Source organism: Roseobacter sinensis (genome assembly GCF_025755255.1).
Lineage (GTDB): Bacteria > Pseudomonadota > Alphaproteobacteria > Rhodobacterales > Rhodobacteraceae > Roseobacter > Roseobacter sinensis.
This window is the reverse complement of sequence record NZ_JALIEB010000009.1, coordinates 171,122-195,194: the sequence shown is the minus strand read 5'-3', so window position 1 is coordinate 195,194 and position 24,073 is coordinate 171,122. Positions and strand designations below refer to the sequence as shown.

Annotated in this window: 17 protein-coding genes and 1 pseudogene; 7 read left to right on the top strand and 11 right to left on the bottom strand. The window is 62.5% G+C overall.

The genetic code is table 11. From position 1 onward, the window contains the following. The first annotated feature begins 388 nt into the window (after nt 1–388). Together MUB52_RS14795 and MUB52_RS14790 are read left to right on the top strand one after the other, a co-directional pair. On the top strand, nt 389–2,662 hold the full coding sequence (locus MUB52_RS14795) for a hypothetical protein (RefSeq protein ID WP_263845007.1): 2,274 nt from the start codon (nt 389–391) through the stop codon (nt 2,660–2,662). Between the two features lie 232 nt (nt 2,663–2,894). Next, the gene (locus tag MUB52_RS14790) at nt 2,895–4,412 is read left to right on the top strand and encodes a S1 family peptidase (RefSeq protein WP_263845006.1); all 1,518 of its coding nucleotides are present in this window, start codon (nt 2,895–2,897) and stop codon (nt 4,410–4,412) included. Nucleotides 4,413–4,706: 294 nt separating this feature from the next. Here the strand turns inward: MUB52_RS14790 and MUB52_RS14785 are convergent, their stop codons facing one another. Continuing rightward, the gene (locus MUB52_RS14785; protein ID WP_263845005.1) at nt 4,707–6,089 is read right to left on the bottom strand and encodes an IS1182 family transposase; all 1,383 of its coding nucleotides are present in this window, start codon (nt 6,087–6,089) and stop codon (nt 4,707–4,709) included. Between the two features lie 110 nt (nt 6,090–6,199). Here MUB52_RS14785 and MUB52_RS24080 point away from each other — a divergent pair, with 110 nt between their 5' ends. Continuing rightward, nucleotides 6,200–6,550, top strand: coding sequence for a DUF4259 domain-containing protein (locus MUB52_RS24080; protein WP_404818230.1), 351 nt, complete (start codon nt 6,200–6,202; stop codon nt 6,548–6,550). Here the strand turns inward: MUB52_RS24080 and MUB52_RS14780 are convergent. From MUB52_RS14780 to mraZ, 8 genes and pseudogenes are all read right to left on the bottom strand, one after another. Continuing rightward, a pseudogene (locus MUB52_RS14780) lies at nt 6,475–7,626 on the bottom strand (IS1182 family transposase); the annotation flags it as partial. The gene MUB52_RS24080 and the pseudogene MUB52_RS14780 overlap by 76 nt on opposite strands. Before the next feature lie 166 nt (nt 7,627–7,792). After that, the gene (gene mraY / locus MUB52_RS14775; protein ID WP_263845004.1) at nt 7,793–8,914 is read right to left on the bottom strand and encodes a phospho-N-acetylmuramoyl-pentapeptide-transferase; all 1,122 of its coding nucleotides are present in this window, start codon (nt 8,912–8,914) and stop codon (nt 7,793–7,795) included. Nucleotides 8,915–8,917: 3 nt separating this feature from the next. Then, nucleotides 8,918–10,354 (bottom strand): UDP-N-acetylmuramoyl-tripeptide--D-alanyl-D-alanine ligase, encoded by a 1,437-nt coding sequence (locus MUB52_RS14770; RefSeq protein ID WP_263845003.1) that lies wholly within the window; start codon nt 10,352–10,354, stop codon nt 8,918–8,920. Next, nucleotides 10,351–11,832 carry a UDP-N-acetylmuramoyl-L-alanyl-D-glutamate--2,6-diaminopimelate ligase gene (locus tag MUB52_RS14765; RefSeq protein WP_263845002.1) on the bottom strand — a complete coding sequence of 494 codons (1,482 nt, stop codon included), beginning with the start codon at nt 11,830–11,832 and terminating at the stop codon, nt 10,351–10,353. The genes MUB52_RS14770 and MUB52_RS14765 overlap by 4 nt, the downstream gene beginning before the upstream one ends. 19 nt (nt 11,833–11,851) lie before the next feature. Next, nucleotides 11,852–13,636 (bottom strand): peptidoglycan D,D-transpeptidase FtsI family protein, encoded by a 1,785-nt coding sequence (locus tag MUB52_RS14760; RefSeq protein WP_263845001.1) that lies wholly within the window; start codon nt 13,634–13,636, stop codon nt 11,852–11,854. Further along, nucleotides 13,633–13,983 carry a cell division protein FtsL gene (ftsL, locus tag MUB52_RS14755; protein WP_263845000.1) on the bottom strand — a complete coding sequence of 117 codons (351 nt, stop codon included), beginning with the start codon at nt 13,981–13,983 and terminating at the stop codon, nt 13,633–13,635. Before ftsL ends, MUB52_RS14760 begins: the two co-directional genes overlap by 4 nt. Nucleotides 13,984–13,986: 3 nt before the next feature. After that, entirely contained in the window at nt 13,987–14,967 is a 981-nt protein-coding gene (gene rsmH / locus MUB52_RS14750; protein WP_263844999.1) for a 16S rRNA (cytosine(1402)-N(4))-methyltransferase RsmH, read from the bottom strand. Between the two features lie 3 nt (nt 14,968–14,970). After that, on the bottom strand, nt 14,971–15,474 hold the full coding sequence (gene mraZ / locus MUB52_RS14745) for a division/cell wall cluster transcriptional repressor MraZ (protein WP_263844998.1): 504 nt from the start codon (nt 15,472–15,474) through the stop codon (nt 14,971–14,973). 703 nt (nt 15,475–16,177) lie between these two features. On the opposite strand from mraZ, the gene MUB52_RS14740 reads away from it, so the two are divergent. Further along, entirely contained in the window at nt 16,178–16,939 is a 762-nt protein-coding gene (locus MUB52_RS14740) for a hypothetical protein (protein WP_263844997.1), read from the top strand. On the opposite strand, the gene MUB52_RS14735 is transcribed toward MUB52_RS14740, so the two are convergent. After that, a complete protein-coding gene (locus tag MUB52_RS14735) occupies nt 16,936–18,009 on the bottom strand; it encodes an Mrp/NBP35 family ATP-binding protein (RefSeq protein WP_263844996.1) in 1,074 nt (357 codons plus the stop codon). The genes MUB52_RS14740 and MUB52_RS14735 overlap by 4 nt on opposite strands. Nucleotides 18,010–18,232: 223 nt before the next feature. Here MUB52_RS14735 and MUB52_RS14730 point away from each other — a divergent pair, with 223 nt between their 5' ends. Together MUB52_RS14730 and MUB52_RS14725 are read left to right on the top strand one after the other, a co-directional pair. Further along, the gene (locus tag MUB52_RS14730; protein WP_404818229.1) at nt 18,233–18,469 is read left to right on the top strand and encodes a DUF1127 domain-containing protein; all 237 of its coding nucleotides are present in this window, start codon (nt 18,233–18,235) and stop codon (nt 18,467–18,469) included. Nucleotides 18,470–18,841: 372 nt separating this feature from the next. Then, nucleotides 18,842–20,095 carry a Hint domain-containing protein gene (locus tag MUB52_RS14725; protein WP_263844995.1) on the top strand — a complete coding sequence of 418 codons (1,254 nt, stop codon included), beginning with the start codon at nt 18,842–18,844 and terminating at the stop codon, nt 20,093–20,095. 223 nt (nt 20,096–20,318) lie between these two features. Here the strand turns inward: MUB52_RS14725 and MUB52_RS14720 are convergent, their stop codons facing one another. Next, nucleotides 20,319–22,670, bottom strand: a complete 2,352-nt coding sequence (locus MUB52_RS14720; protein WP_263844994.1) for an ATP-dependent helicase — start codon at nt 22,668–22,670, stop codon at nt 20,319–20,321. Nucleotides 22,671–22,819: 149 nt separating this feature from the next. Between MUB52_RS14720 and MUB52_RS14715 the strand changes: the two genes are divergently transcribed. Beyond that, on the top strand, nt 22,820–23,965 hold the full coding sequence (locus MUB52_RS14715; protein WP_263844993.1) for an alpha-hydroxy acid oxidase: 1,146 nt from the start codon (nt 22,820–22,822) through the stop codon (nt 23,963–23,965). The last annotated feature ends 108 nt before the right edge of the window (nt 23,966–24,073 follow it).

The following is a 24,073-nucleotide window of genomic DNA, read 5'->3' as shown; positions in this document are numbered from 1 at the left end:
TAGATCGCTCATATCACCATTCGATTTTCGACCGATGAATCATGCCACTCAAAGGAAATCAATGGGTCCTGACCCTAGAAACTGGGCAGCAAAGATTTGATTGGTTGAGCCTCGACCGGCAGGGCGTTCGCTGTAGCGTCGGTTGATCGAATCGCAGATTCGTGTATACTGATGGGTATTACAGCTCGAATAGAGCGGAGCGTAACGCTCTGTTTAATATAGTTATTTTGAAATAGCGCGCTGTCTAAAAAGCGACCGGACTGAATCTTCGGGAATTACTTCCTAGTCGCAGTCTGCCAGATCTAATGACGAAAGCAATTTCCCAGACCCGGCAAGCCGTTTGTGGCTGGCCGCCGTCTTCAAAAGCCTTTTTTGAAAGGACAATCTTATGTGTGCCCAGAATACTTCTGCCGATGGTGGCGATGGCAACAGTGGTGGATTTCAAATCCGACTGCAGGACACCGGGGAACCGCGAACCAAACCCTCAATAGATGTCTCACTCTGGACCCGAGCAGGTGAGGAATTGGAACGGTCGACGGTTGCCGAGGATGGACGATTCGATGTTTCCGCTGACGCCTTGAAGCGCGCCGAGATCGTGCGCATCGGCCCTTTGGGCGCGAACCTCGAATGCCTGACAGATATCGGCCTAAGCCTGCGTTCGACCGACTTCACCGCTCGCTTGCGTGAAGGGGCTCTCGACATTGCGCCTGGACTTTGGGAGGCTTGGTTCCCGATCTTTCAATGTGTCTCTGGTCGTACACGGGTTTGCCGCCCAGGTCAGTGGTGGTTCGATGACCTTGCGGCAATGGCGCTAGAGCCAGTGGCGTCCGCACGCCGTATTGGCGCGGCGTCCCTTCGGGCACGAACGCTCGCGCCTGCGAGTTCTTCAAGTACCACAAACGCCGCATTGATATCGGCTCCGCAAACAGCGCAACGTCTCTCGCCCGCGGCCTCAATCGATGAACTGATCGCGTGGCCTTTCAACTGTGCGCCGATCTGCGAAGCACGGATCGAGGTCTATCGCCGGGTTTGCTGCTGCGACCCGTGGATTGTTTTCGACCCGCGACTGAAGGAGCTTGTGTGTCGGCTTGAGGAAGTTGTTCCGGACTTTCCTCAACCCCATCCGCCAACGCCCTTCGAACGGCTCAGGACCCCCGCACCAGTACCCGAGGTGTCCGCTGCGTTCTTCCAATCCGGCGCCCTTGATCGACAGTCAGTCAATGCTGCTACAGATCTTCGAGCACTTCGCAGCCTGCCTCCGGAGGCCATTCCAACCTATGTGAATGGGCGCCCCTACCTTTTCTGCCCAAGCTACGATTGCGACCCCCCGGTGCAGGTGGCAGAAGGGAGCCCCGGACTGGACGGGCGCTTTTCAATCTGCTGGCCGTCCTTCCCGATCCTCCTGCAACCCGGATGCCACTTCGAATATGCCTACAGGGTGTACCAGCCGTTTGGCCAATTTGAGATCCTCGTCTACGACGGTGTGTCCGCTGGTAACTGGTTTGCCGCTGATGACGACCCGACGCTCACGAGCTACAGCCCCTTCGCATATGGCTGTCGCATTAACCCGGCAGGCAGGCATGTCTTCCTAAACGCGATCGCCGACACTGGCGCGCATCAACTCAACACTCCAAACGCTGCGAGCGCGATTGCCGTTTCATCTCCCGATCCCACATCCGGGACAGCCTATCCCGTTCCCGACCCGCTCAGTTCTGTCACTGATCGAAACTGGGGTGGCACCTTAAAGATCAATCTGACGATCACCGAAGGCATGCAGGATGCCGGTGCCAAATACTACCGGATCAGCGTGGTCGAAGCAGATGCGGACGGGGCGCCAGCTCTGGGCGCTACGCGGCATGATGTTACGACGGTGCCTGCCTGGCTCAAATCTGAAGCAGGTGGTGACATCGTACCTGTCTCACTCGGGCCCAATTCCGTCGATGGTCAGAACGCGCTGTTTGAAATTCCTTACGACACCAATCCGACCACGGACTGGCTGGACAATCAGTTCCATGCCTTGCTCGACACAAACGATGTCAGGTGGTCCGACCCGACCGTTCGGCATCTGATTACAGTTGAAATTTTCGATGAGAGCGGGGACAGGCTGCGACCAACCGGAACAGATCCGACTGGTCTCGGTGGGGACGAGACCGAGGCAGCCTTTACCTTCCGGCGACGGTTCCAGGAAACCGGCAGCACGCTCGAAGTGCCATATGGTGCCCTTACCCATATGTTCTGGTGGGACAATCGTGAAATGGTCGCTGATATCGAGGACCTGCGTCTCGATCTGGTCGCCAACAACAATGAGTGCCAGTTCCTTGTCGGCACGGCAGCGTCAACATTCTCCATTGGGTACCGGGCGTTCCATGAGAACCAGTTGTTCCATGCGTCGCACAGCATCTCCTGGAGACGCGGATTGGGCAATACCGCAAACTCGAGCGGTACGCTCCCCACCTCGTCGCCAATGAATGTTGGTGGTCCGCCTGGGGCGGCTCCGGTCGGAGCTTCGGGAACCGAGACCTTCGGCAACATGCTGCAAACCGAAAGTCGGTGCGCTTTCAGTCTGTGGCTGAACGTCTACAACAAGATTACCGATGGCGACGACATGGGGCTGCAGTACCGCGGTGACACAGCCGCCGTGGTCCTGGAAGTCGACAACTGACGCAACAGCCTGACCGGCGCATCAACAGAACCGATGTGCCGGTTGTTTGGTTTCGGATTTCAGCGCACCGAGGAACTGGCGCAATATGGGTGGCCCCAACGTGCCTAACGACGCAAATTTTTGCCGCTTCTATCTATTTTTGCAAAGGCGCAGATGAGGCGCTCAAGATCAGCGCCCTGCTTGGTGGGGCACAAGTTTCTAAAGGCCGAAATTTTTTGTTGAGGAATTTGTCATGAACACTTCAGACCTTTCACCGGAAGATATTCCAGAAGAAGACCGCCGCGCTGCCCTAATGATGCGCAACCACCTGCCTCAATTCATAGCCAGCAATCCCTTCACCCGATATGGAGCCTTCGGGGTGGGGATCGGTCTGCCGACACGCGGCGGCAAATACGAGCCGCGATTGACATTGCGCATCTACGTCGCCTGCAAGATCAAGACCGACCAGTTGCCGCATGAGCGTCGGATCCCCAAGACGGTGCAAATTCCGGACGGGCAAGGTGGCAAGATCGACTTTCCGACTGACGTTGTGGTCGCTGCCCCTCCCCAAGCTCTGATGGAGGATCCCGAAGACCGGCTACGACCGGTTCCAGGCGGCACCAGCATCTCTGTCCCGGGATCGGGTTTCAATGGCACTCTTGGGGCCTGGGTGCTTGACACAACCGACGACACCGTTGTCGCGCTATCGAACCGGCACGTTCTGGGCGGAACACTCGGGGCTGCAGTTGTTCAGCCGGGCACGCAGGATGGCGGCAACCCGGCAGAGGACCGGATCGGATTTGTCAAAAGGGTTGTGCCAATCAATCCTGCTCCCCCCAATCCGACACCGGCAGATTGCGACTACGTGGACGCCGGGATTGTCGGCGCAGACGATCCCGACCTTATCCTGCTGACCGTTCTCGGCCTTGGCCCGGCGATCTATGACACTGGCAACGCTGGCTGGCTCACGCCCGTGTGGAAGTCCGGCCAGACCACCGGGGTCACTTCGGGTCGTGTGATCGATACCGATGCCGCGTTTTCCTTCCCGTTGTTGCTGTCCCCAGGCGGCAACACAACAACGATCCTGATCTGCGACAACTACTACTTCGAGCCCGCCCCAGGCACGCCCTTGCCGGGGGTTGTTTCCAGCGGAGATTCCGGTTCCGTCCTGTTCATTGAGGAAGAGGATGTCACCCTGCCCCGCGCCACCGGCCTCGTCTGGGCACAGGCCGACAACTGGGGCATCGCATGCAAGATCAACCGGGTTTTTGAAGCGCTCGACCTCGATGTGCTGTGTTCGTCGGGCTATCCGTCCTATCTCGATGGTCTCGCAAACGACGTATCCGAGCCTGCGGGCCCCAGATTCACCCTATCAGAACGCGCTCGCGCCTCTGCTGGGATGGTAACCTCCGGTCTCGCGCGCTCTGTCGACAAACGGCTGAGAGGCAGCACCGCTGGAGCCAAACTGTCGGACTTGGTACGCGACTTCCGCCATCCAATCCTGCAGGGGCTCATTGGTCAATGCGATCTGCGCCGCGCGGCGACACGGGCGCTCTTACCACTGCTGGGCGGCGCCCGAACCTCCGACGATGTATTTGGGCATGTCATGACTGACGAGGACACCACTAATATCGCTCGTCTTTTGGACGTGCTTGATCGGGAAGGTCACGGCGATCTCGCACGTCGCCTCAGCACGATACCGATTGCAGGCAAAGAGGCCATCGGCAAAAGCGTGGGTACTCTTCTGGGCATCGAATGCAACGCTCATTAGCGCCTTCCGGCCCTCCGCGCCCAATCGGTTTGATAGGATCAAAGACCAGTTTTCCCGCGACTTCAGAAATACGTGCTCCGACTTCGCGGCATGCCACACCCACGACCAGTTTCCTCGCAGCGTAGCAGCATTAGATTGTGAGCGTGTGCTGCAATTCTCCTTCTGCGAGCGCGCGCGGCGATGAAATCGAATTTGCGCTCTGGGCTGATTCTGTTGAAAATGGCGTCCGTTGTTGCCCGCTTTGGTGGATTAGCATTTTGATTTCTTTAAGATGTTGACGGCTTGTTAGCCGTTTTATCCGGTGGCGGGACCCAGTGGCTTGAGCTTGGCCAGTTTCCGGAGGTTTTGGGCGGTGGCTGCGAGGGTGAACGCGTCTTGAACGCCGCACGGGCCTCGTAATCGGAGCCGCCCCAGCCCGAGGATGCGTTTAAGGTGGGCGAAGAGCATCTCGACTTTCTTGCGGCGTGCCTGAGCCTTTGGATTGTACTCTGAGGCCGTGCATTGGCGGGCGAATTCCCGAACCTCCTCGAAACGCTCGCGGGTGACGGAACGCGCATCGACCTTCGGACAGCACTTCTCCTTCGCAGGGCAGAAACTGCAAACCATCTTGCTGGCGCGGTATTTGCGACGCCCTGTTCGTGGCTGCTTGTTGCGTGGGTCCTTGTGGTATTGCTGGGTGCGCTTCAGCTCTTTGCCTTCGGGGCAAAGATACCTGTCATTGGCGGGATCCCAGGTGAAGTCAGATCGTGACCACGTTCCATCCTGCCGTTTCGATTTGTCGAAGACGGGGATGAACGGCAGGATTTGCCGATCCAGAGCGAGCCAGGCGAGGTTCTCTGCGGAGCCGTAGGCGGTGTCTGCAGCAACCCAGTCCGGCTTTAACCCGAACCTTTCGCTGGTCCGGTCTAACATGCGGCGTGATGCGCCCACTTCTGCTGTTTTGACGGACCGGCTGGCCTCTACGTCAACGATGATCCCGTGATCTGTGTCGATCAGGTAATTGTCCGAATAGGCGAAGAACGCAGGACCTTTCCGGGCTGCCGTCCATTGGCTTGCAGGGTCGACATGGGCTGTGAACTTCGGCTTCACCTCGCTGGCAGCTCCAAACGCTTCATTGTCCAGCACATCGAGATACTCCCGCACAGCACGCGGAGCATCTGCTGGGGCAATCTCCCGAGCCTCCCAATCTTCCGGATTGCTGGAGTTCTGCTTCTGGACATCCGCGACAACCAGACTGGCATCGACCGCAAAGCCCTGACCACCAACCAACCCTTCCGCCATGCAACGCGCGACTGTCGTCTCGAACACGTGACGCAGAAGATCACTCTCGCGGAAGCGCCCGTGCCTGTTCTTGGAGAAAGTAGAATGGTCCGGGATGCGATCTGTCAGATCGAGACGACAGAACCACCGATAAGCCAGGTTCAAATGGACCTCTTCGCAAAGCCGCCGCTCAGAGCGGATGCCAAAGCAATAGCCGACCAGCAACATGCGGATCAGCAGTTCAGGGTCAACGGAGGGGCGGCCCGTATGGCTGTAGAAATCCGCCAGATGCGCGCGGATGGTGCTGAGATCAACGAAACGGTCAATCGACCGCAGCGGGTGATCCTGCGGGACATGCTCTTCCAGCGAGAACTCGTAGAACAAGGCCGCTTGCGCCTCTTTCCTCGGTCCCATCATCGCAACCCCTCCCGCTCGTCGAGAGAATTGAATCAGGCGCTGGCGACCAGATCAAGGAAGAGTTTTTCAACGGAATCAGCTTGATTTGCCTATTCGCGTTTCTGCAGCGAATGTCAGCTCTTAAGCGGTTCGATGGCGAGCACGCGGGCGCGCGAAGTCGCACCAGCGAGGCAGGCCAGCCGGATGGGGTCATAAAAGCGCCAGAATTCGTGGGCAGTCTGCGGTCAGGCAACGGAATGAGGAAGCGGATGGGAGCTTGGAGCGCGGGTAGTTTCGGCAACGACGAGGCCCTTGATTATGTGGGCGGCCTCTCCAGTTTCGATGCCGTGACAGAGACAGTCGCTGCTTTCTCGGCCAAACCAGTGGGGCTGGGGGCCGGGGACGCCTGCGCGGCGCTAGCGGCCTGCGACCTCGTGGCGGCTGGTTTGGGGCAGCATTTGGGCTTGGATGGACAAGCCTGACAGGTGTGTTTGAGGGCCTGATACTTGGCGACACCTTTGCCCGTCGGCCCGCGATTGGGATCGGAATAGTTGCGGCGGAACTGCTTGAGCGCTTCGCCTTCGGGGCAGATGTACTGGTTGTTCTCGGCGTCCCATTCGAAGTCGGCGCGGGACCATGTGCCATCAGTGCGGCCCGCTTTATCAATGACCGGGATATGCGGCGCGATGTTGCGCTTCACCAGCCAATCCAGCATGGGGCCTGAGCCGTAGGCGGTGTCCGCGATCAGCCATTCCGGGTGCAGATCGAACTTGTCTTTGACTCGGTTCAGCATGGTCTTGGTTGAGCCGACTTCAGCTTGGCGGATCGATCTGGTCGCCTCCACATCGACGATAACACCATGGTCTGTGTCGATCAGATAATTGTCGGAATAGCTGAAGAAAGCCGGTCCTTTGCGTGCCGCGGTCCACTGGCTGGCAGGATCAGAGAAGGACGTGAACGTCGGCTGTACCTCGCTGGCAGCACCAAATGCTGCCTCATCAAGCGTTTCGAGATACTCGCGAACAGCACGAGGCGCGGTATCCACATCAATACGGTTAGTATCCCATTCTTCCTTGGACGCCGAGAACTGCCGGTTCGCATCCGCCTTGATCAGACTGGCATCAACCGCCATGCGTTGGCCGCTGACCAAACCTTCTTCTACGCAACGCGCAACCGTGGTCTCGAACAATTGCCTGAGCAGTTCGCTCTCTCGGAAATGCCCGTGGCGGTTCTTGGAGAACGTGGAATGGTCAGGGATGCGGTCGCTCAAATCGAGGCGGCAGAACCAACGATACGCCAGGTTCAAATGAACCTCTTCGCACAGCCGCCGCTCAGATCGGATGCCAAAGCAGTACCCTACCAACAGCATCCGGATCAGCAACTCAGGATCGACCGATGGACGCCCTGTATGGCTGTAGAATTCTGATAGATGCGCGCGGTTGTTGCTCAGGTCGACAAACCGATCAATCGACCGCAGCAGGTGATCTTGGGGAACGTGGTCATCCAACGAGAACTCATAGAACAATGCCGCCTGCGCTTCCTGCCTCGGTCCCAACATCGCCAACCCCTCCCTAAAGGACGAATTGAATCAGAGACTTACCCGGCAATCAAGGACGAGTTTTTCAACGAGATACGCCCGCCCTGCTGGAAGCATGGGACTCAAGACGCGGTAGGATCATGTCCGCTTCGGGCTGGAAACTGATCTTGATTTGGAGCCGGGCTATCTAGCGCACTTTCAGCGTCGCCAGCCCGATCATCGCGAGGATCAGGGAAATGATCCAGAAGCGGATGACGATGGTGCTCTCGGCCCAGCCTTTCTTTTCGTAGTGGTGGTGGATCGGGGCCATCAGGAAGACGCGCTTGCCGGTGCGCTTGAAGTAGAGGACCTGGATGATCACCGAAAGCGCCTCCACCACGAAGAGGCCTCCGACCACAGCAAGGACGATCTCGTGCTTTGTGGAGACGGCGATGGCGCCGAGGGCACCTCCGAGGGCCAGGGAGCCGGTGTCGCCCATGAAGACGGCCGCGGGGGGCGCGTTGTACCACAGAAACCCGAGACCGCCGCCGAAGAGGCCCGCGCAGAAGATCAGGATCTCACCGGTACCGGGCACGTAGTGCACGTCGAGGTACTCGGTGAAGTCGACCCGGCCCACGGCGTAGGCGATCACGCCCAGCGTGCCAGCGGCGATCATCACCGGCATGATCGCGAGCCCGTCGAGCCCGTCTGTGAGGTTCACCGAGTTGGCAGCGCCGACGATCACGAACATGCCGAAGGGGATGAAGAAGAGGCCGAGGTTGATCAGCACATCCTTGAAGACCGGCAGCGCCAGGCGGCCTGCGAGCGGGTCGTAATTCTCGACACGGGTCGCGAGGTCCACATCGTTCAGCCCGTGCACATGCATGGCCGCATAAGTCGCCACACCGGCGATCAGAAAACCCAGCAACAGCCGCACTTTGCCCGGCACGCCCTTGTGATTGCCCTTGGAGACCTTGGCGTAATCGTCGGCAAAGCCGATGGCGGCAAAGCTGAGCGTCACGCCGAGCACGATCCACACGAAGGGGTTGTCGAGCCGGGCCCAGAGCGCGGTCGAGGTCACCAGCGCGCCGACGATCAGCAAGCCGCCCATGGTGGGCGTGCCGGCCTTGGCGAAATGGCCTTCAGGCCCGTCGTCGCGAATGGGTTGGCCCTTGCCCTGCCGTTTGCGCAGCACCGCGATGAGCGGGCGCCCGAAGAGAAAGCCGAAGACCAGCGCGGTGAGAAAGGCGCCGCCTGCGCGGAAGGTGATATAGCGGAAGAGGTTGAAGACGTCCCCCCCGTCGGACCAGAGCGTGAGCCAGTAGAGCATCCGTTATCCTTCTTCGTCGCCCGGCGGGGCATGTCCCATTTCGCGGATCGCGTCAACGATCAGGCCCAGCTTCATGCTGAGCGAGCCCTTGGCGAGCACCACGTCTCCGCTGTCGAGGCGGCGTTTGAGGCGCGGCAGTGCCTCCTCGGCTGTCTCGAACCAGTCACCGCGCTGCGCCTCAGGCAGCACATCGTAAAGCGACCGCATGAGCGGGCCGATGCAATGCACCACGTCGAGGCTCTGCAGGCTTGGCAGCTGCGCCAGGCCCGCGTGCAGCGCGCCTTCATCGGGCCCAAGCTCTTTCATGTCGCCAAGAAAGGCGATGCGCCGCCCGCGCGAGACGCGGCCGATGTCGTTGGTCACGGGAGCCGCAGCCAGCACGTCGAGGGCCGCGGCCATGGAGGTGGGGTTGGCGTTGTAGCTGTCGTCAATGAGGTCGAGCGTCATGCCGACCTCGATGGCATCGAGGTGAATGCGCTCGCGCTGGCCACGGCCCTTGTAGGGCTTCCAGCGTCCCAGCGCGCCCACGGCCAAGGCGATATCGGCGCGCAGGGCCGCAACCACGGCCAGCGCCCCTAGCGCGTTCATCGCGAAATGACGCCCCGGCGAGGCGATCTTGTAGAGCAGCGGCTCCGCACCCATCTCCGCCTGGACGACGGTGGTATCGTCCTGAAGATCGGCGCGGATCAATTTGAAATCATAGCCATGTTCGCCGAAGCTGATGTCGCGCAGCCGGCAATCCTGCGCCTTGGCCATGAGGATTGCGGCGGTGTCGATATCGGCGTTGAGCACCGCGACACCACCCGGCACCACACCTTCATAGATCGAGGCCTTCTCGACAGCGATGCCGGTGATGTCGTCGAACGCCTCCAGATGGGCTGCAGCCACGGTCGTGACCAGCGCAACATGGGGCTCGGCCATCTTGGCCAGCGGTGCGATCTCACCGGGGTGGTTCATGCCGATCTCGATCACCGCGAAGTCGGTGTCGCGCGGCATGCGCGCCAGCGTGAGCGGCACGCCCCAGTGGTTGTTGTAGCTGGCCACCGACGCATGGGTACGGCCCTGCACCGCCAGCATCTCGCGCAGCATCTCCTTGGTCGAGGTCTTGCCGACGGAGCCGGTCACCGCCGCGACCTTGCCGTGCATGCGCGCGCGGGCCGCACGTCCCAGCGACTCGAGACCTTTGAGGACATCGTCTACGATCAGCAACGGCGCTGCGGCGGAGACATCCGCCGGGCGGTGACTGACGAGCGCGGCTGCAGCCCCCTTCTCCAAGGCCTGCGCCACGAACTCATGACCGTCGCGCTGGTCCTTGAGCGCCACGAAGAGATCCCCTGGCTCCAGCGTGCGCGTGTCGATGGAGACGCCTGTCGCCGTCCAGTCACCAGAGCTCTTGCCGCCCGTGGCTGCGACGGCGTCCGCTGCGTTCCAGAGGCTCATGCCATGCGCCCGTCGAGTGCTGCCACCGCGACGCTGGCCTGTTCGGCATCGTCGAAGGGCAGCACATCCTCGCCCACTGTCTGGCCGGTCTCATGCCCCTTGCCAGCGATCAGCAGGGCATCGCCCTCTCCCAGCGCATCGACCCCGCGCAGGATCGCCTCGGCGCGGTCGCCCACCTCCTGCGCATCCGGCGCGCCGAGCAGCACGGAGGCGCGGATGCTGGCCGGGTCCTCGGTGCGCGGGTTGTCATCGGTCACGATCACCAGATCGGCATTGTCGGCGGCGGCCTGCCCCATCAGCGGGCGCTTGGTCGCATCGCGGTCCCCACCCGCGCCCACGATAGCAATAAGGCGGCCCACCACATGCGGGCGCAGCGCTTTCAGCGCGGTGGCGACGGCATCCGGCGTATGCGCATAATCGACAAAGACCGTCGCCCCGTTGTCGCGCTTGGCCACAAGCTGCATACGCCCCCGCACGGTGGTCAGATCCTCGAAGGTGTCGAAGACCACGTTCGGTTTCTCGCCGCAGGCAATCACCAGGCCGGCAGCCAGCAACACGTTCTCGGCCTGAAAATCGCCAATCAGGTTGAGCCGGCGCACATAGGATTTGCCATGGTGGAAGAATTGCACCGTCTGCCCCGTGGCGTCGACCTGAATGCGGCCCAAGTGGAAATCGCCGATATCGCGCCCCACAGAGACCACCGGGCACCCCCGCGCATTGGCGATGGCCGCCATGTCGACGCCGCGCTCGGCCTCGATATTGATCACCGCTTTCGCATCTTCCGGCAGCACGCGGCCAAAGAGCCCCGCCTTGGCGTCGAAGTACTCCTCGAAACTCTTGTGATAGTCGAGATGATCCTGGGTCAGATTGGTGAACCCCGCCGCCTTGAGGGTAACCCCATCGAGCCGGCGCTGGTCGAGCCCGTGGCTGGAGGCTTCCATCGCCGCATGGGTTACGCCGTTCTCGGCGGCCTCCGCGAGCGCCCGGTGCAGCGTGATGGGCTCAGGCGTGGTATGCGCCAGCGGGGCGCTCCAGGCACCCTCGATGCCGGTTGTCCCAAGGTTGATCGCCGCATGGCCGAGCTTCTGCCAGATCTGGCGCGCAAAGGTGCTGACGGATGTCTTGCCGTTGGTGCCCGTGACGGCGACCATCACCGGCGGCTGGCGCCCGAACCAGAGCGAGGCGGCCCGCGCCAGCGCCTCGCGCGGTGCCGTGGTCACGATCAGTGCCGCGTCGCTCGCCGCAAGCTCCTCGGCGGCGATCTCCGCACCTTCCGCATCCGTGAGAATCGCCGCGGCCCCCATGCGCAGGGCAAAGCGGATGAATTCGCCCCCGTGCATCTTCACACCGGGCATCGCGGCGAAGAGAAACCCCTCCTGCACCTCGCGGCTGTCCACGGCGAGGCCGGTGACCTGCGGATTGCGGCCAGCTTGCGCAGTCAGCCCCAGGGAGGACAGGGTTTTCGGGTCTCCGCTCATTGCCTCGCTTTCTGCCGGCTCAATTGTTGGTGTGCTTTATATCGGTCAATTCCACGGGTTCAACGGTCGGGCGCAGCCCCAGCAGCGGTGCGACGCGTTTGATCATCTCGGCAGCGACAGGTACCGCTGTCCAGCCGGCAGTGCGGCGCGGTTCTTCGCCGATGGTGTCGACAGGCTCGTCCAGCGTCACGATCAGCACGTACTTCGGATCATGCGCGGGGAAGATCGAGGCGAAGGTGGCGATCACCTTGTCCTCATAGTACCCGCCGCCGCGTCGCCGCGGCTTGTCTGCGGTGCCCGTCTTGCCACCGACCGCATAGCCCGCCACATCGCCGAAGCTCGCGGTTCCATCCGTGACCACCCGGCGCAGCATCTTGCGCGCCGCGCGAGCGGCGGGATCAGAGAGCACCCGATCACCCAGTTGCGGACCGTGCTGCTTCAGGATCGTCGGCTTGACCTTGAAGCCGCCATTGGCGATGGCTGCATAGCCCGCGGCGAGGTGCATGGGCGAGGTCGAGAGCCCGTGGCCGTAAGAGATGGTCATGGTGCTGATTTCGGACCAGTTCTTGGGCAGAAGCGGCTTGCCGGTGGCCGCTTCGACGATCTCGAAACCGGTGGTGTCGAGCATGCCCAGCTCTTTCAGGAAGGCGCGCTGGCGCGCCGCACCGATCCGCTGGGCGAGCCGCGCGGTCCCGATGTTCGAGCTCTTCTCGATCACCTTCGAGACGGTCATCTCATTGCCGTAGAAGCGGAAATCGCGAATGCGGTGCTTGCCCCAGCGCAACGGCCCGCGCGTGTCGATCACGGTGCCTGGGTTCACCAGGCCGAGATCGAGCGCCTGGGCGACGGTGAAGATCTTGAAGGTGGAACCCAGCTCGTAGACGCCCTGCACCGAGCGGTTGAAAAGCGGGCTGTCGGAAGGGTCGCCGCTGGTGGCGGGGCGCGGGCGGTCGTTGGGGTCGAAGTTCGGCAGCGACACGACACTGATCACCTCGCCCGTTTCTACGTCCATCAGGATCGAGGTGGCACCCTTGGCGTTCATCAGCATCATGCCACCGGCAAGCACGCGCTCGGCGGCGGCCTGCACGGTCAGATCCAACGATAGCTCAAGCGGCTGATTGCCATGGGCCGGATCGCGCAGATGGTCGTCGAAATATTTCTCGATCCCCGCAACACCAATCACTTCGGCAGCATGCACGCCTTCGCGGCCATAGCTCGCGCCGCCCAGGACATGGGAGGCGAGCCGCCCATTCGGGTAAAGCCGCATGTCGCGCGATCCGAAGAGCAGGCCGGGATCGCCGATCTCATGGACCGCCTGCATCTGTTCGGGGCTGATCTTGCGCTTGATCCAGATGAATTTGCGCTTGCCGGTGAAGTCTTCGTAGAGATCTTTCTCATCGAGATCGGGGAAGATCTGCGCCAGACCGCGGGCCGCCGCGGCAGGGTCCACCATCTGCGGCGGCTGCGCATAAAGCGAATGCGTCTCGAAGTTGGTGGCCAGGAGCCGCCCGTGGCGGTCAACGATGTCGGCGCGGCTGGCGAGGATCACGGCACCCGGCGCCTCTGCGCGGGGCTCCATCGGCTCGGCGGTGGCGAGCACACCCATGCGGAGACCCACCACGCTGAAGGCCGCCACGAAGATCATGCCCAGGACCAGAAGGCGCCCCTCGGCCCGTTGGCGCGCTTGATCGCGCATCTGCTCATGCCGGATACGGATGTTCTCACGCTCGATCACATCAGGGTTCTCGCCCCTGGCGCGGGCGTCGAGGATACGCGCCAGCGGGCGCAGCGGGGTGCGGATCATGGGCGGGTCTCGTCCTCGATATGGACAACATCAATGGGGTTGGAGATTGGCAGCAGCGGATCGGGCGGATAGGCCACCTGGCGCACCAGGCCGAACTGCTCCGAGCGCATCTCGAGCAGCTGCAGCCGGTCGAAATTGATCTCGGCCAGATCGCGCAACCGGTCGGGGCGGTTCAGATAGGCCCATTCGGCGCGCAACACCGCCAACCGCTCGTGTGCCGCGCGGATCTCGGCGCGCAACGCGCGGGTGTCGGCCAGCGCCGCCTGCGTGGCGTAGTTCTCGCGGTAGGCCCAGAAGGCGAGACCGATCACCGCGAGGGTCGTGAGAATGTAGAGAACGGTGCGCATGGATCAGACCTCTTTGACTGTCGGCATGTTCAGGGTTTTGGCGTCGACCGGGGCGGCCGGCGCATCGGTGCGCGTGGCAAGGCGCAGCTTGGCCGACCGCGCACGCGGGTTCGCAGCCACCTCCGCGGCATCGGCGACTGTGGCCTTGCGGGAGGCAAGCGTGAAGCCGGGCGGCACGATTTCGGCCTGCGGCGCATAACGGTTGGCGTTGCCGCCCCCGCCCGAGCGCGCTGTCAGGAACCGCTTGACCATCCGATCCTCGACCGAATGAAAGGTTACGACGGCCAGTTGACCTCCGGGCGCAAGTGCACGCTCGGCTGCCATAAGCCCGTGGAAAAGAGCGTCATATTCATCGTTCACCGCAATGCGTAGTGCCTGGAAACTGCGTGTGGCCGGGTGTGACTGGCCGGGCTTGGGGCGCGGCAGACACCCTTCGATGATCTCGGCCAGCTGAAGCGTTCCGGCAATCGGGCGCGCGCGCGTGATGGCGCGGGCGATGCGGCGGCTCGCACGCTCTTCGCCGTATTGAAAAAGGATGGTGGCGAGCAGCTCTTCCGAGGCGCTGTTCACGATGTCTGCCGCCGAGGGCCCCTCCTGGCTCATGCGCATGTCGAGCGGGCCGTCGCGCAGGAAGGAGAATCCACGCTCGGCCTGATCGAGCTGCATCGAGGAGACCCCGAGATCGAGCACAACGCCGTCGAGCCCGCTGGCATAGCTGTCCATCTGGGCGAAGTTGCCCGGCTGCTGCACCAGCCGGTCGCCGTAGCCCGCCGCCCAGTCGGCAGCAAGTTCGAAGGCCAGAGGGTCGCGATCGACCGCGATGACGCGCGCAGCCCCCGCGTCGAGCAGACCGCGCGTGTAACCGCCCGCGCCGAAGGTGCCGTCAAGCCAGGTGCCGCGCACTGGCGCGACCGCCTTGAGGATCGCGGACAGAAGGACAGGGGTATGCGGGGCGGACGCGTCGGAGGAGGCCGTGGCAGCCATGGCTTACTCCCCCTTCTTTGCGTCCAGAAACTCGAGCGGATCGAAGTCGTCGGGCAACTCGTCGAGCCAGGCTTCCGTGCGCGCCGCCTCCTCGGCCTCGTAGGTCTCGGGCTTCCAGATCTGGAAGGTGTCGCCCGCGGCGATGAAGAAGGCCTCGCCCTCGAGCTCGATCTTGCTGCGCAGCTTGGCGGGCAGCACGAGGCGCCCGGTCTCGTCAATCGAGGTCGGAAAGGACTGGCCGTGAAAAAGGCGCTGAAGCATCTTGCGCTCCATTGACCCGCGCGGCAGCGCGTCGATCTTGGCGTCGACCTCGTCGATCGCCTCCATCGTGTAGCATTCCAGATAGCTGCGGCGGTGATCGCCGTAGACGATGACCAGTTCCGGCGGGCTGCCCGAGGTCCAGTTGGGGTCTGCCGCCTCGATCACACGGCGAAACGAGGCCGGGATGGACACCCGCCCCTTCGTGTCGACCTTGTGGCGGCTCTCGCCTCTGAACCTGCGGCTCACTGCCTCATCCCGTTCCCGTCGCACCGCTTGAATGTCGGCGTCTATCCCCCTAGTCTGAAATGGAAACGGCGGGTTGATCTGCTGCCACTGATCAACCCGCCGCCCTCGTCCCGCGCTTGGCGGTAAGTCCAGCTGCGCGCGCCATCTGGGGGGATGTCTGCTCGCTCGCGCGCCGGATCTCTTTGGTCGGATGAAAGCGAGGTGCCTGTATGAACCTGCTAGAGTTTTGTTTGCGTGGGGTCGTTCGGTGCCCCGGCTCGTTCTCATCTGATGCCACTAGGTATAACGTGGGAAAACATGGTACGGCAAGAGATTTTTGGTTACCAAATCCCTAAATCTTGCTTTTCAGGTTAACGAAAAACAAGATATTGATCAGCGAGAGATGATTTTACCCCACAAATTGTGTTTTATTGATCTAGCCCTTCAAGATGTAGATAATTACCATCGGCATATTTCTTCCCATCAAATCCCACTTAGTTGATCCAAACGGTGTCGACCATGCTCATGTTTTTGATTTGTTCTCCCTCACAGCGCGGTAATATGGTTTGAATCCGATTCGAGCGCCGCATCCTTGGGCAGTTTCACTCAGAACGACGACCCCTCCCATGATCTCCCATGGCGCTTAACCAAGCTGCCAAAGACAGATTGTTGCGACGTAGCAAGCGTCTTAGGCTGCGACCGGAGTTCACTGCGAGTCACGAGTATGAAGACGGATATCGCGATCCTGCACCGATCCTTCGGCCTGATCCTTGCCGACCCCCTTCAAACCCTGAAAGTGACAGCCCCCGGCGCGGCGCTGGTGGCGGCCTCGACCGTGGTCGGTGGCCCGGAGATGCTGGGCCTGCCAAGCTCGGATCCGGCGCAGACACCATTGTCGACGCTTCTGGTGGTCCTGATGCTCGGGCTGATGGGTATGCTGCTGATCGCGGTCTGCTGGCACAGATACGCTCTGCTGGAGGGCGCGGCCCGCGCGGCGGTCATGCGCCCCGGCACCGGCGTTCTGATTGGCTATTTCATTCGGCTGCTGATCGTGGGGCTGGTCTTGTTCGCCGCCGCCCTGCCCGGCGGCATTTTGATCGGCGTTGTTTCAGCGCTTTTCAGCGCCGGATCTCTTTCTGCCAGCTTTGGCATAGGCGTGGTCCTGGGCATTGCCGTGGGCGTGATCCTGTCCTGGGTCGCCCTGCGGATCAGCCTCACCCTGCCCGCCGCTGCGCTGGGGCGCAGCCTGAAAACCTCGGAAAGCTGGCGGGCCACCGCGCCGCTCTCGGGCGGGATTTTCCGCGTCGTGGTGATCCTGGCGGTGATGCAGGTGGTGCTGGCGGGGATCGCGACCGGGCTCATCGGCATATCTTTGGGGCTGGCGATCTTCGGTCAGATCCTCCTCACCTACTTTCAGATCGTCGTGTCAATCAGCGTGCTGAGCACGCTCTACGGCCATTTGATCGAAGGCCGCGCGCTCACCTAGGCCATACCGTCTTTGATCAGCCTTTCTGCGATGCGCGCATAAGCATCCGCCATTGGCCCGTCCCCCGCCGCGACCGGTGTGCCCCCGTCGCCCGCGAGGCGCGTCTCGAGATCGATGGGCAGGGCGCCGAGGAGCGGCACGCCCAGCCTCTCAGCTTCCGCGGCGACCCCGCCCTGCCCGAAGATCTGGTGTTCGGAACCGCAATCCGGGCAGACGAACATTGACATATTCTCGATGAGCCCGAGCACGGGCGTGCTGAGGGTTGCGAACATATCAAGCGCCTTGCGCGCGTCGATCAGCGCCACATCCTGCGGCGTGGAGACGACGATCGCCCCCGTGAGTTCGGATTTCGTGCACAGCGTCAGCTGCACGTCGCCCGTGCCCGGCGGCAGATCGACAAGCAGAACGTCAAGCGCACCCCACTCGACCTGCCCCAGCATCTGCTGCAGCGCGCCCATCAGCATCGGGCCGCGCCAGACCACGGCCTTGCCCTCTTCCAGCATGAAGCCGATGGACATGAGCGTAACCCCATGGGCGTGCAGAGGGATGATGGTCTTGCCGTCGGGCGAGGCGGGGCGCTTGTTGACACCCATCATGCGCGGCTGGGAGGGGCCATATATATCGGCATCCAGCAGCCCCACCTTGCGGCCCGCACGGGCCAGCGCCACGGCGAGGTTCGACGACACCGTTGATTTGCCCACCCCACCCTTGCCGGAGCCGATCGCGAGAATGCGTTGGACGCCTGCGGGCCGCGTCGGCCCGGTCTGCGGCTTCGGATGCCCCCCGATCTTGAGGCTGGGTGGCTCGGGTTTCTTCTCTGCCGGACCATGGGCGGTCAGCGCCACATGCGCGGCCCCCACCCCGGGCAGCTGTTTCACCGCCTGCTCCGCTGCATCGCGCAGGGGGCCCATCTGGCGCGCGACCTCCGGGCTCGGCGCCTCGATCACGAAGCGCACGGTGTCACCTTCCACTGTCAGCGCGCGAATCAAGTCATGCGCGACCAGGCTCTTTCCGTCCGGCAGGGCGACGCGGGCGAGCGCGGCCTCAACATCGGCTTTTGTCACAGACATGCTCAATTTCTCCTCATCCGCGCCACTTTGATAAGCGCCTGTTTCCGCTAACGGTATCTCGGGTGCCCAACTGCTTAACCCTATAGCAACACGCATAAATTTGCGCTAGGGCGCCCATGCAATTGCTGCATAGCAGCATTGTGACAGGCGCTATTGTGCACACGCAGCATTTGCCTACATAAAGACCACAAGCAACAAGACAAGACGAGATGAGGCGCAGACAATGGCCTACTACACACAGACACATTCCGCATCCGGCAGCCTGATCGAACGGGCGCTGGCGGCCACCGCACATATGTTCGAGACCGCGGCACGGCGCTACGCCAAATACCGCGTGTACCGCATCACACTCACCGAACTGGCTGCACTGAGCGACCGCGAACTGAACGATCTTGGCCTGAGCCGGTCGATGATCCGCGGCCTCGCCCTCGAAGCGGCAGAGAAATTCGCAGAGGCATAACTCTGCGTCCGAAACAGGCGTTCTTTCCTCCTCCCTAGGGCGTCTGTGACCAGGCAGCGGCATTCATCCTCCTCCCGGATGTCGCTGTCCCTATTTGAGACCAGCCTGGCTGGTTGTGACACGTTGCTGCGGTCTTCCTCCTCCCTGACCAATGCAGCGAATTTTGAAGGCGGTGCCCTCCTCCCGGGCACCGCCTTTTTGCTTTGGCATCGCGGATCGGCGCGCTTCGGCCAAAATGTTTCAACTTGCCTCGGCGACCGTGACTTAAGGCAGCTTTTTGTTAAGATTCATACCATTGGAGGTGGATCTTCGCAGAGCTGATCGCCGGGCAGCGCCTCGGAGCAGCGAGGCGGACGGGTGTGTGGATGTGAGATGCCAGTCTTTCTGAGGTTGACGACTGCGGACATCAACGATCCTGCCTTCTGGGCCAGGCTCGACATCACCCGCAACAGCACCATCGACGCCCGCAGTATCAATGACCGCTTTCAGATCACCCTGACCGCCAACTCCATCAGCTTTGCCGATACCCGCAGCGGGGCCGTCACCACCTATACGGATGCCGACATCAACTCCGGCTCCTTCGGAGAATTCGTCCAGGTGCGTGGCAATGACGCGGACAACGACGTGAGTGGATCGGTCGGGCTGAATGCGTCCGGCTACGTCGGCGGGTCGGGCGACGACACGCTGACCGACGACGGCAGCCTGGGCGGCTCCATCGATGGCGGGCGCGGCGATGACATCTTGCAGGGCGGCAGCGGCAACAACAATATCGACGGCGGCACCGGCGACGACGTGCTGCGCGGCGGGTCGGGCAACAACAACATTCTGCGCGGCGGCAATGGCGACGATACGCTCTACGCAGAGGATGGCGGCGGGAATCTGGAAGGCGGGCGCGGCGACGATGTGATCTTTGCCGGTCTCAACACCACGTTCGTACAGGGTGGCAACGGCGACGACAGCCTGACGGTGCCCGTCGGCTCGACCGTGAACCCCTTCTCGCGCACGGGCGGCAATGTGACTCTGCCGAACGGCCGCACCTTCACCTATCTCAACATCAACACTGTAGCCGTGGCCTGTTTCACTGCCGGCACCCCGCTGCGCACACCTCGGGGCGAGGTCCCGGTGGATCGGCTGGCGGTCGGCGATCTGGTTGAGACCTTGGATCACGGCCCGCGCTCGATCCGCTGGATCGGCCGCCGAACGGTGCCCGGCCGAGGCGCGCAAACCCCCGTCACCTTCCTGCCCGGCACAATCGGCAACCGCGAGGTGCTGCGGGTCTCCCCCCAGCATCGCGTCTTGCTCAGCGGATGGAAATGCGAACTCCTCTTCGACGTGCCGCAGGTGCTATGCGCGGCCAAGCATCTCTGCGACGGTGATCGGATCTTCACGGCGCCCTGCGATGCGGTCACTTATTTCCACGTGATGTTCGACGCTCATGAAGTGGTTTTCGCGCATGGCGCGCTGCTGGAAAGCTTCTACGCGGGCGATCACATTCTGGATGCCGACCGTGAGACGCACGCAGAGATCATGGCGCTCTTCCCCGAATTGGCTGCAACGCGCCTGCCTCGGGCCGCGCGACCCATCGTGAAGGCCTTCGAGGCGCGCACGCTGCTGCCGCTTGACTGACCTGAACTGGCTCAAGGCCCAGCCTGCTGTTTTCAGAGGCGGCATTGCTGACTGATTTCATCATGGCTGGCGTATCGCACTGAGGGCAGCATCCGTTTGCGGGTGTGGCGCTGCAAGCGCCCGCCCCGGGGGCAGACCGGCGTTACCCAGCCTGCCAGCCGTGCGATAAGGTTGGCTGCTCACCTCGCATGGCCAGAGAGTGCTTCACCCGGGATCGCGACACTCAAAACGGAATATCGTCACACCCCGTGACAAACTTCGCCACCACCTTCTTGGTGCCCGCCTTCTCGAAGGCAATCTCCAGCTTGTCGCCTTCGATGCCCTGGATGGCGCCATAGCCGAACTTCTGGTGAAACACGCGCTCGCCCACGGTGAAGCTGGAGACCGCATTCATGTCGATCACCGTGTTCTTGGCCTCGCGCGGTTGGCTCACGGGGCGCTGCTGGCTGCGCTCCTGCAGCCGCCGCCATCCGGGCGAGTTGTAGACATTCGCCTCCGCCGCGCGCTCCGCAAGGTCCGAGCGCAAGGGCTGCATCCCCGCCGCCCCGTAGCCGCCGCCATAAAGCCCCGGCGGCGTCAGCACCTCCACATGCTCCTGCGGCAGCTCGTCGATGAAGCGCGAGGGCATGGAGGACTGCCATTGCCCGAAGACCCGGCGGTTGGCGGCAAAGGAGATGGTACAGACCTCTTCCGCCCGGGTGATGCCCACGTAAGCCAGCCGCCGCTCCTCTTCGAGGCCCTTGATCCCGCTCTCATCCATCGACCGCTGCGAGGGGAAAAGCCCGTCCTCCCAACCCGGCAGGAAGACCATGGGGAACTCCAGCCCCTTGGCCGCATGCAGCGTCATGATCGAAACCTTCTCGCCGCCATCATCGGTTTCATTGTCCATGATCAGACTGACGTGTTCGAGGAATCCTTGCAGGTTTTCAAAGCCTTCCAGAGCCTTCACGAGTTCCTTGAGGTTCTCCAGCCGGCCCGGCGCCTCGGGCGTCTTGTCGTTCTGCCAATGCGCGGTATAGCCGCTCTCATCGAGGATGATCTCGGCCAGTTCCATATAGCTGGGGTCTGTGTCACCCAGCATCCGGCCCCAGCGGTCGATGCCGTCGATGAGCTTGCCGAGCTCAATGCCGCCCTTGCCGCCAATGCTCTTGGTCTGCACGCAGAGCCGCGCACCTTCCACGAGGCTGATCCCGTTCGAGCGGGCCATGCGCTGGATCGTCTGCTGCGCCTTGTCGCCCAGCCCCCGTTTCGGCGTGTTCACGATCCGCTCGAAGGCCAGATCATCATCGGGGCTGACCACGACCCGGAAATAGGCCATCGCATCGCGGATCTCCATCCGCTCATAAAACCGCGGCCCGCCGATGACCCGGTACGGCAATCCAATCGTCAGGAACCTATCCTCGAAGGCCCGCATCTGGTGCGAGGCCCGCACCAGAATCGCCATCTTGTCCAGACCATGGGGCGCCCTGCCCCGCGTGCCCTTTTGCGCCGCCTCGATCTCCTCGCCGATCCAGCGCGCCTCTTCCTCACCATCCCAATGGCCGATGAGCCGCACCTTCTCGCCTTCGGTGAGATCGGTGAAAAGCGTCTTGCCGAGCCGCCCCTCATTGCCCGCGATCACGCCAGATGCAGCCGCGAGGATATGCGGCGTCGAGCGATAATTCTGCTCCAGCCGCACCACATGGGCACCCGAAAAATCCTTTTCAAACCGGAGGATATTGCCCACCTCGGCGCCGCGCCAGCCATAGATCGACTGGTCGTCATCGCCCACGCAACAGATGTTCTTGTGCCCGCCCGCGAGCAGCCGCAGCCACATGTACTGCGCCACGTTCGTGTCCTGATACTCGTCCACCAGGATATAGCGGAACCAGCGCTGATACTGCTCCAGCACATCTGCATGGGTCTGAAAGATCGTGACCATATGCAACAGCAGATCGCCGAAATCGGTGGCATTCAGCTCCTTCAGCCGGCTCTGGTACTGCGCATAAAGCTCAGCCCCGCGATGATTATACGCCCCCGCATCCGCCGCAGGCACTTTCTCCGGCGTGAGCGCCCGGTTCTTCCAGCCGTCAATAATGCTCGCCAACTGCCGCGCGGGCCAGCGCTTTTCATCGATATTCGCCGCCACGACCAACTGCTTCAGCAGCCGCAACTGATCATCCGTATCCAGAATGGAAAAATTCGACTTCAGCCCCACCAGCTCCGCATGACGCCGCAGGAGCTTCACGCAGATCGCATGAAAAGTGCCGAGCCAGGGCATCCCCTCCGCCGGTTGCCCGAGCATCTGGCCCACACGGTTCTTCATCTCGCGCGCGGCTTTGTTGGTGAAGGTCACCGCCAGAATCTCATTGGGCCGCGCCGTGCCGGTCATCAGCAGATGCGCAATCCGCGCGGTCAGCGCCCGCGTCTTGCCCGTGCCCGCGCCCGCGAGCATCAGAACCGGCCCTTCCAGCTGTTCCACCGCCTCGCGCTGCGCCGGGTTTAACCCCTCCAGATAGGGCTGCGGCCGCGCCGCCATCGCCCGCGCCGACAGCGAGGCGCCCTCGAAGGCATCCATCTCGTCAAAACTGCTCATGATCTCACCCTACATCTGACTGCGCCCAAGATAAAGATACGTTCTCATATTGTTCCACACGCCCTGCCGCTTCAGCCGTCCAAAAATACTCAATATCCTCCGGCCCGCCACGATAGACACCGCCGCCCATTTGCGCCACCAAGGCGCTCATGGATCTGCACAGCCGATACCCCGCCCTCAGCGACCTGCGCACCCGCGCGCGCCAGCGCCTGCCGCGCTTCGTCTGGGAGTATCTCGACAGCGCCACCGGCGAGGAACGCACAAAGGCGCGCAACCGCGCCGGCCTCGACCGCATCGGCTTCCTGCCAAGCATCCTGCACGGCGAGTTCACCCCCGACCTCAGCGTGACCCTCTTCGGTGAGAGCCTTCCGCGCCCCTTCGGCGTGGCCCCGGTGGGTATGTCAGGGCTCATGTGGCCCGACGCCGAAGACCTGCTCGCCCGCGCTGCTGCCAAGGCAGGCATTCCCTACACGCTCTCGACCGTCGCCACGCAATCGCCGGAAGACGTCGCGTCCCATCTCGGAGACCACGGCTGGTTCCAGATGTACCCGCCGCGCGACGAGGCGATCCGCAGCGACATGCTTGCCCGCGCCAAGGCTGCAGGCTTCAAGGCGCTGGTGCTCACCGTCGATGTGCCCGTCGCCTCGCGACGCGAGCGGCAGACGCGCTCCGGCCTCACCCTGCCACCGCGCCTCACCCCACGGCTTCTGGCGCAGGTGGCCGTGCGGCCCGCCTGGGCGCTGGGGATGGCACGCCACGGTCTGCCGAAGATGCGCACGCTGGAGAAATACGCCGCCGAGACCGCCACGGCGCTGTCCTCCACCGCCCATGTGGGCTACCTGCTGCGTACCTCACCCGATTGGGACTATGTGCGCTGGCTGCGCGACGCCTGGGAGGGGCCGTTCATCGTGAAAGGCGTGCTGCGCGCCGAGGATGCCCCGAGGCTCGCGCAGATCGGCGTCGATGCGCTTTGGGTCTCGAACCACGCGGGCCGCCAGTTCGACGGCGCCCCCGCCGCCATCGACGCCCTGCCCAAGGTTCGCGCGGAAACCTCGCTGCCGCTCCTCTTCGACTCCGGCATCGAGAGCGGGCTCGACATCCTGCGCGCGCTCGCTTCGGGCGCGGACTTCGTGATGCTCGGCCGCGGCTTCCACTACGCAATGGCAGCCCTCGGCGCCCAGGGCCCCGCACATCTGATCGACATTCTCGAAAAGGATCTCGTTGCGAACATGGGGCAACTCGGCGCGCGAACCCTCGCCGACCTGCCTGCACCCATCGTCTTGCCGCCAGCCTGACCGAAGGGCACTTTACATTTCCGATCCAAAATGCTGCGGTGCGGCAGAGATCGCAGGCACGTACCCAATAGTACGCGTTTACGGAAGGGTTAATACTTCCTAAAGAGA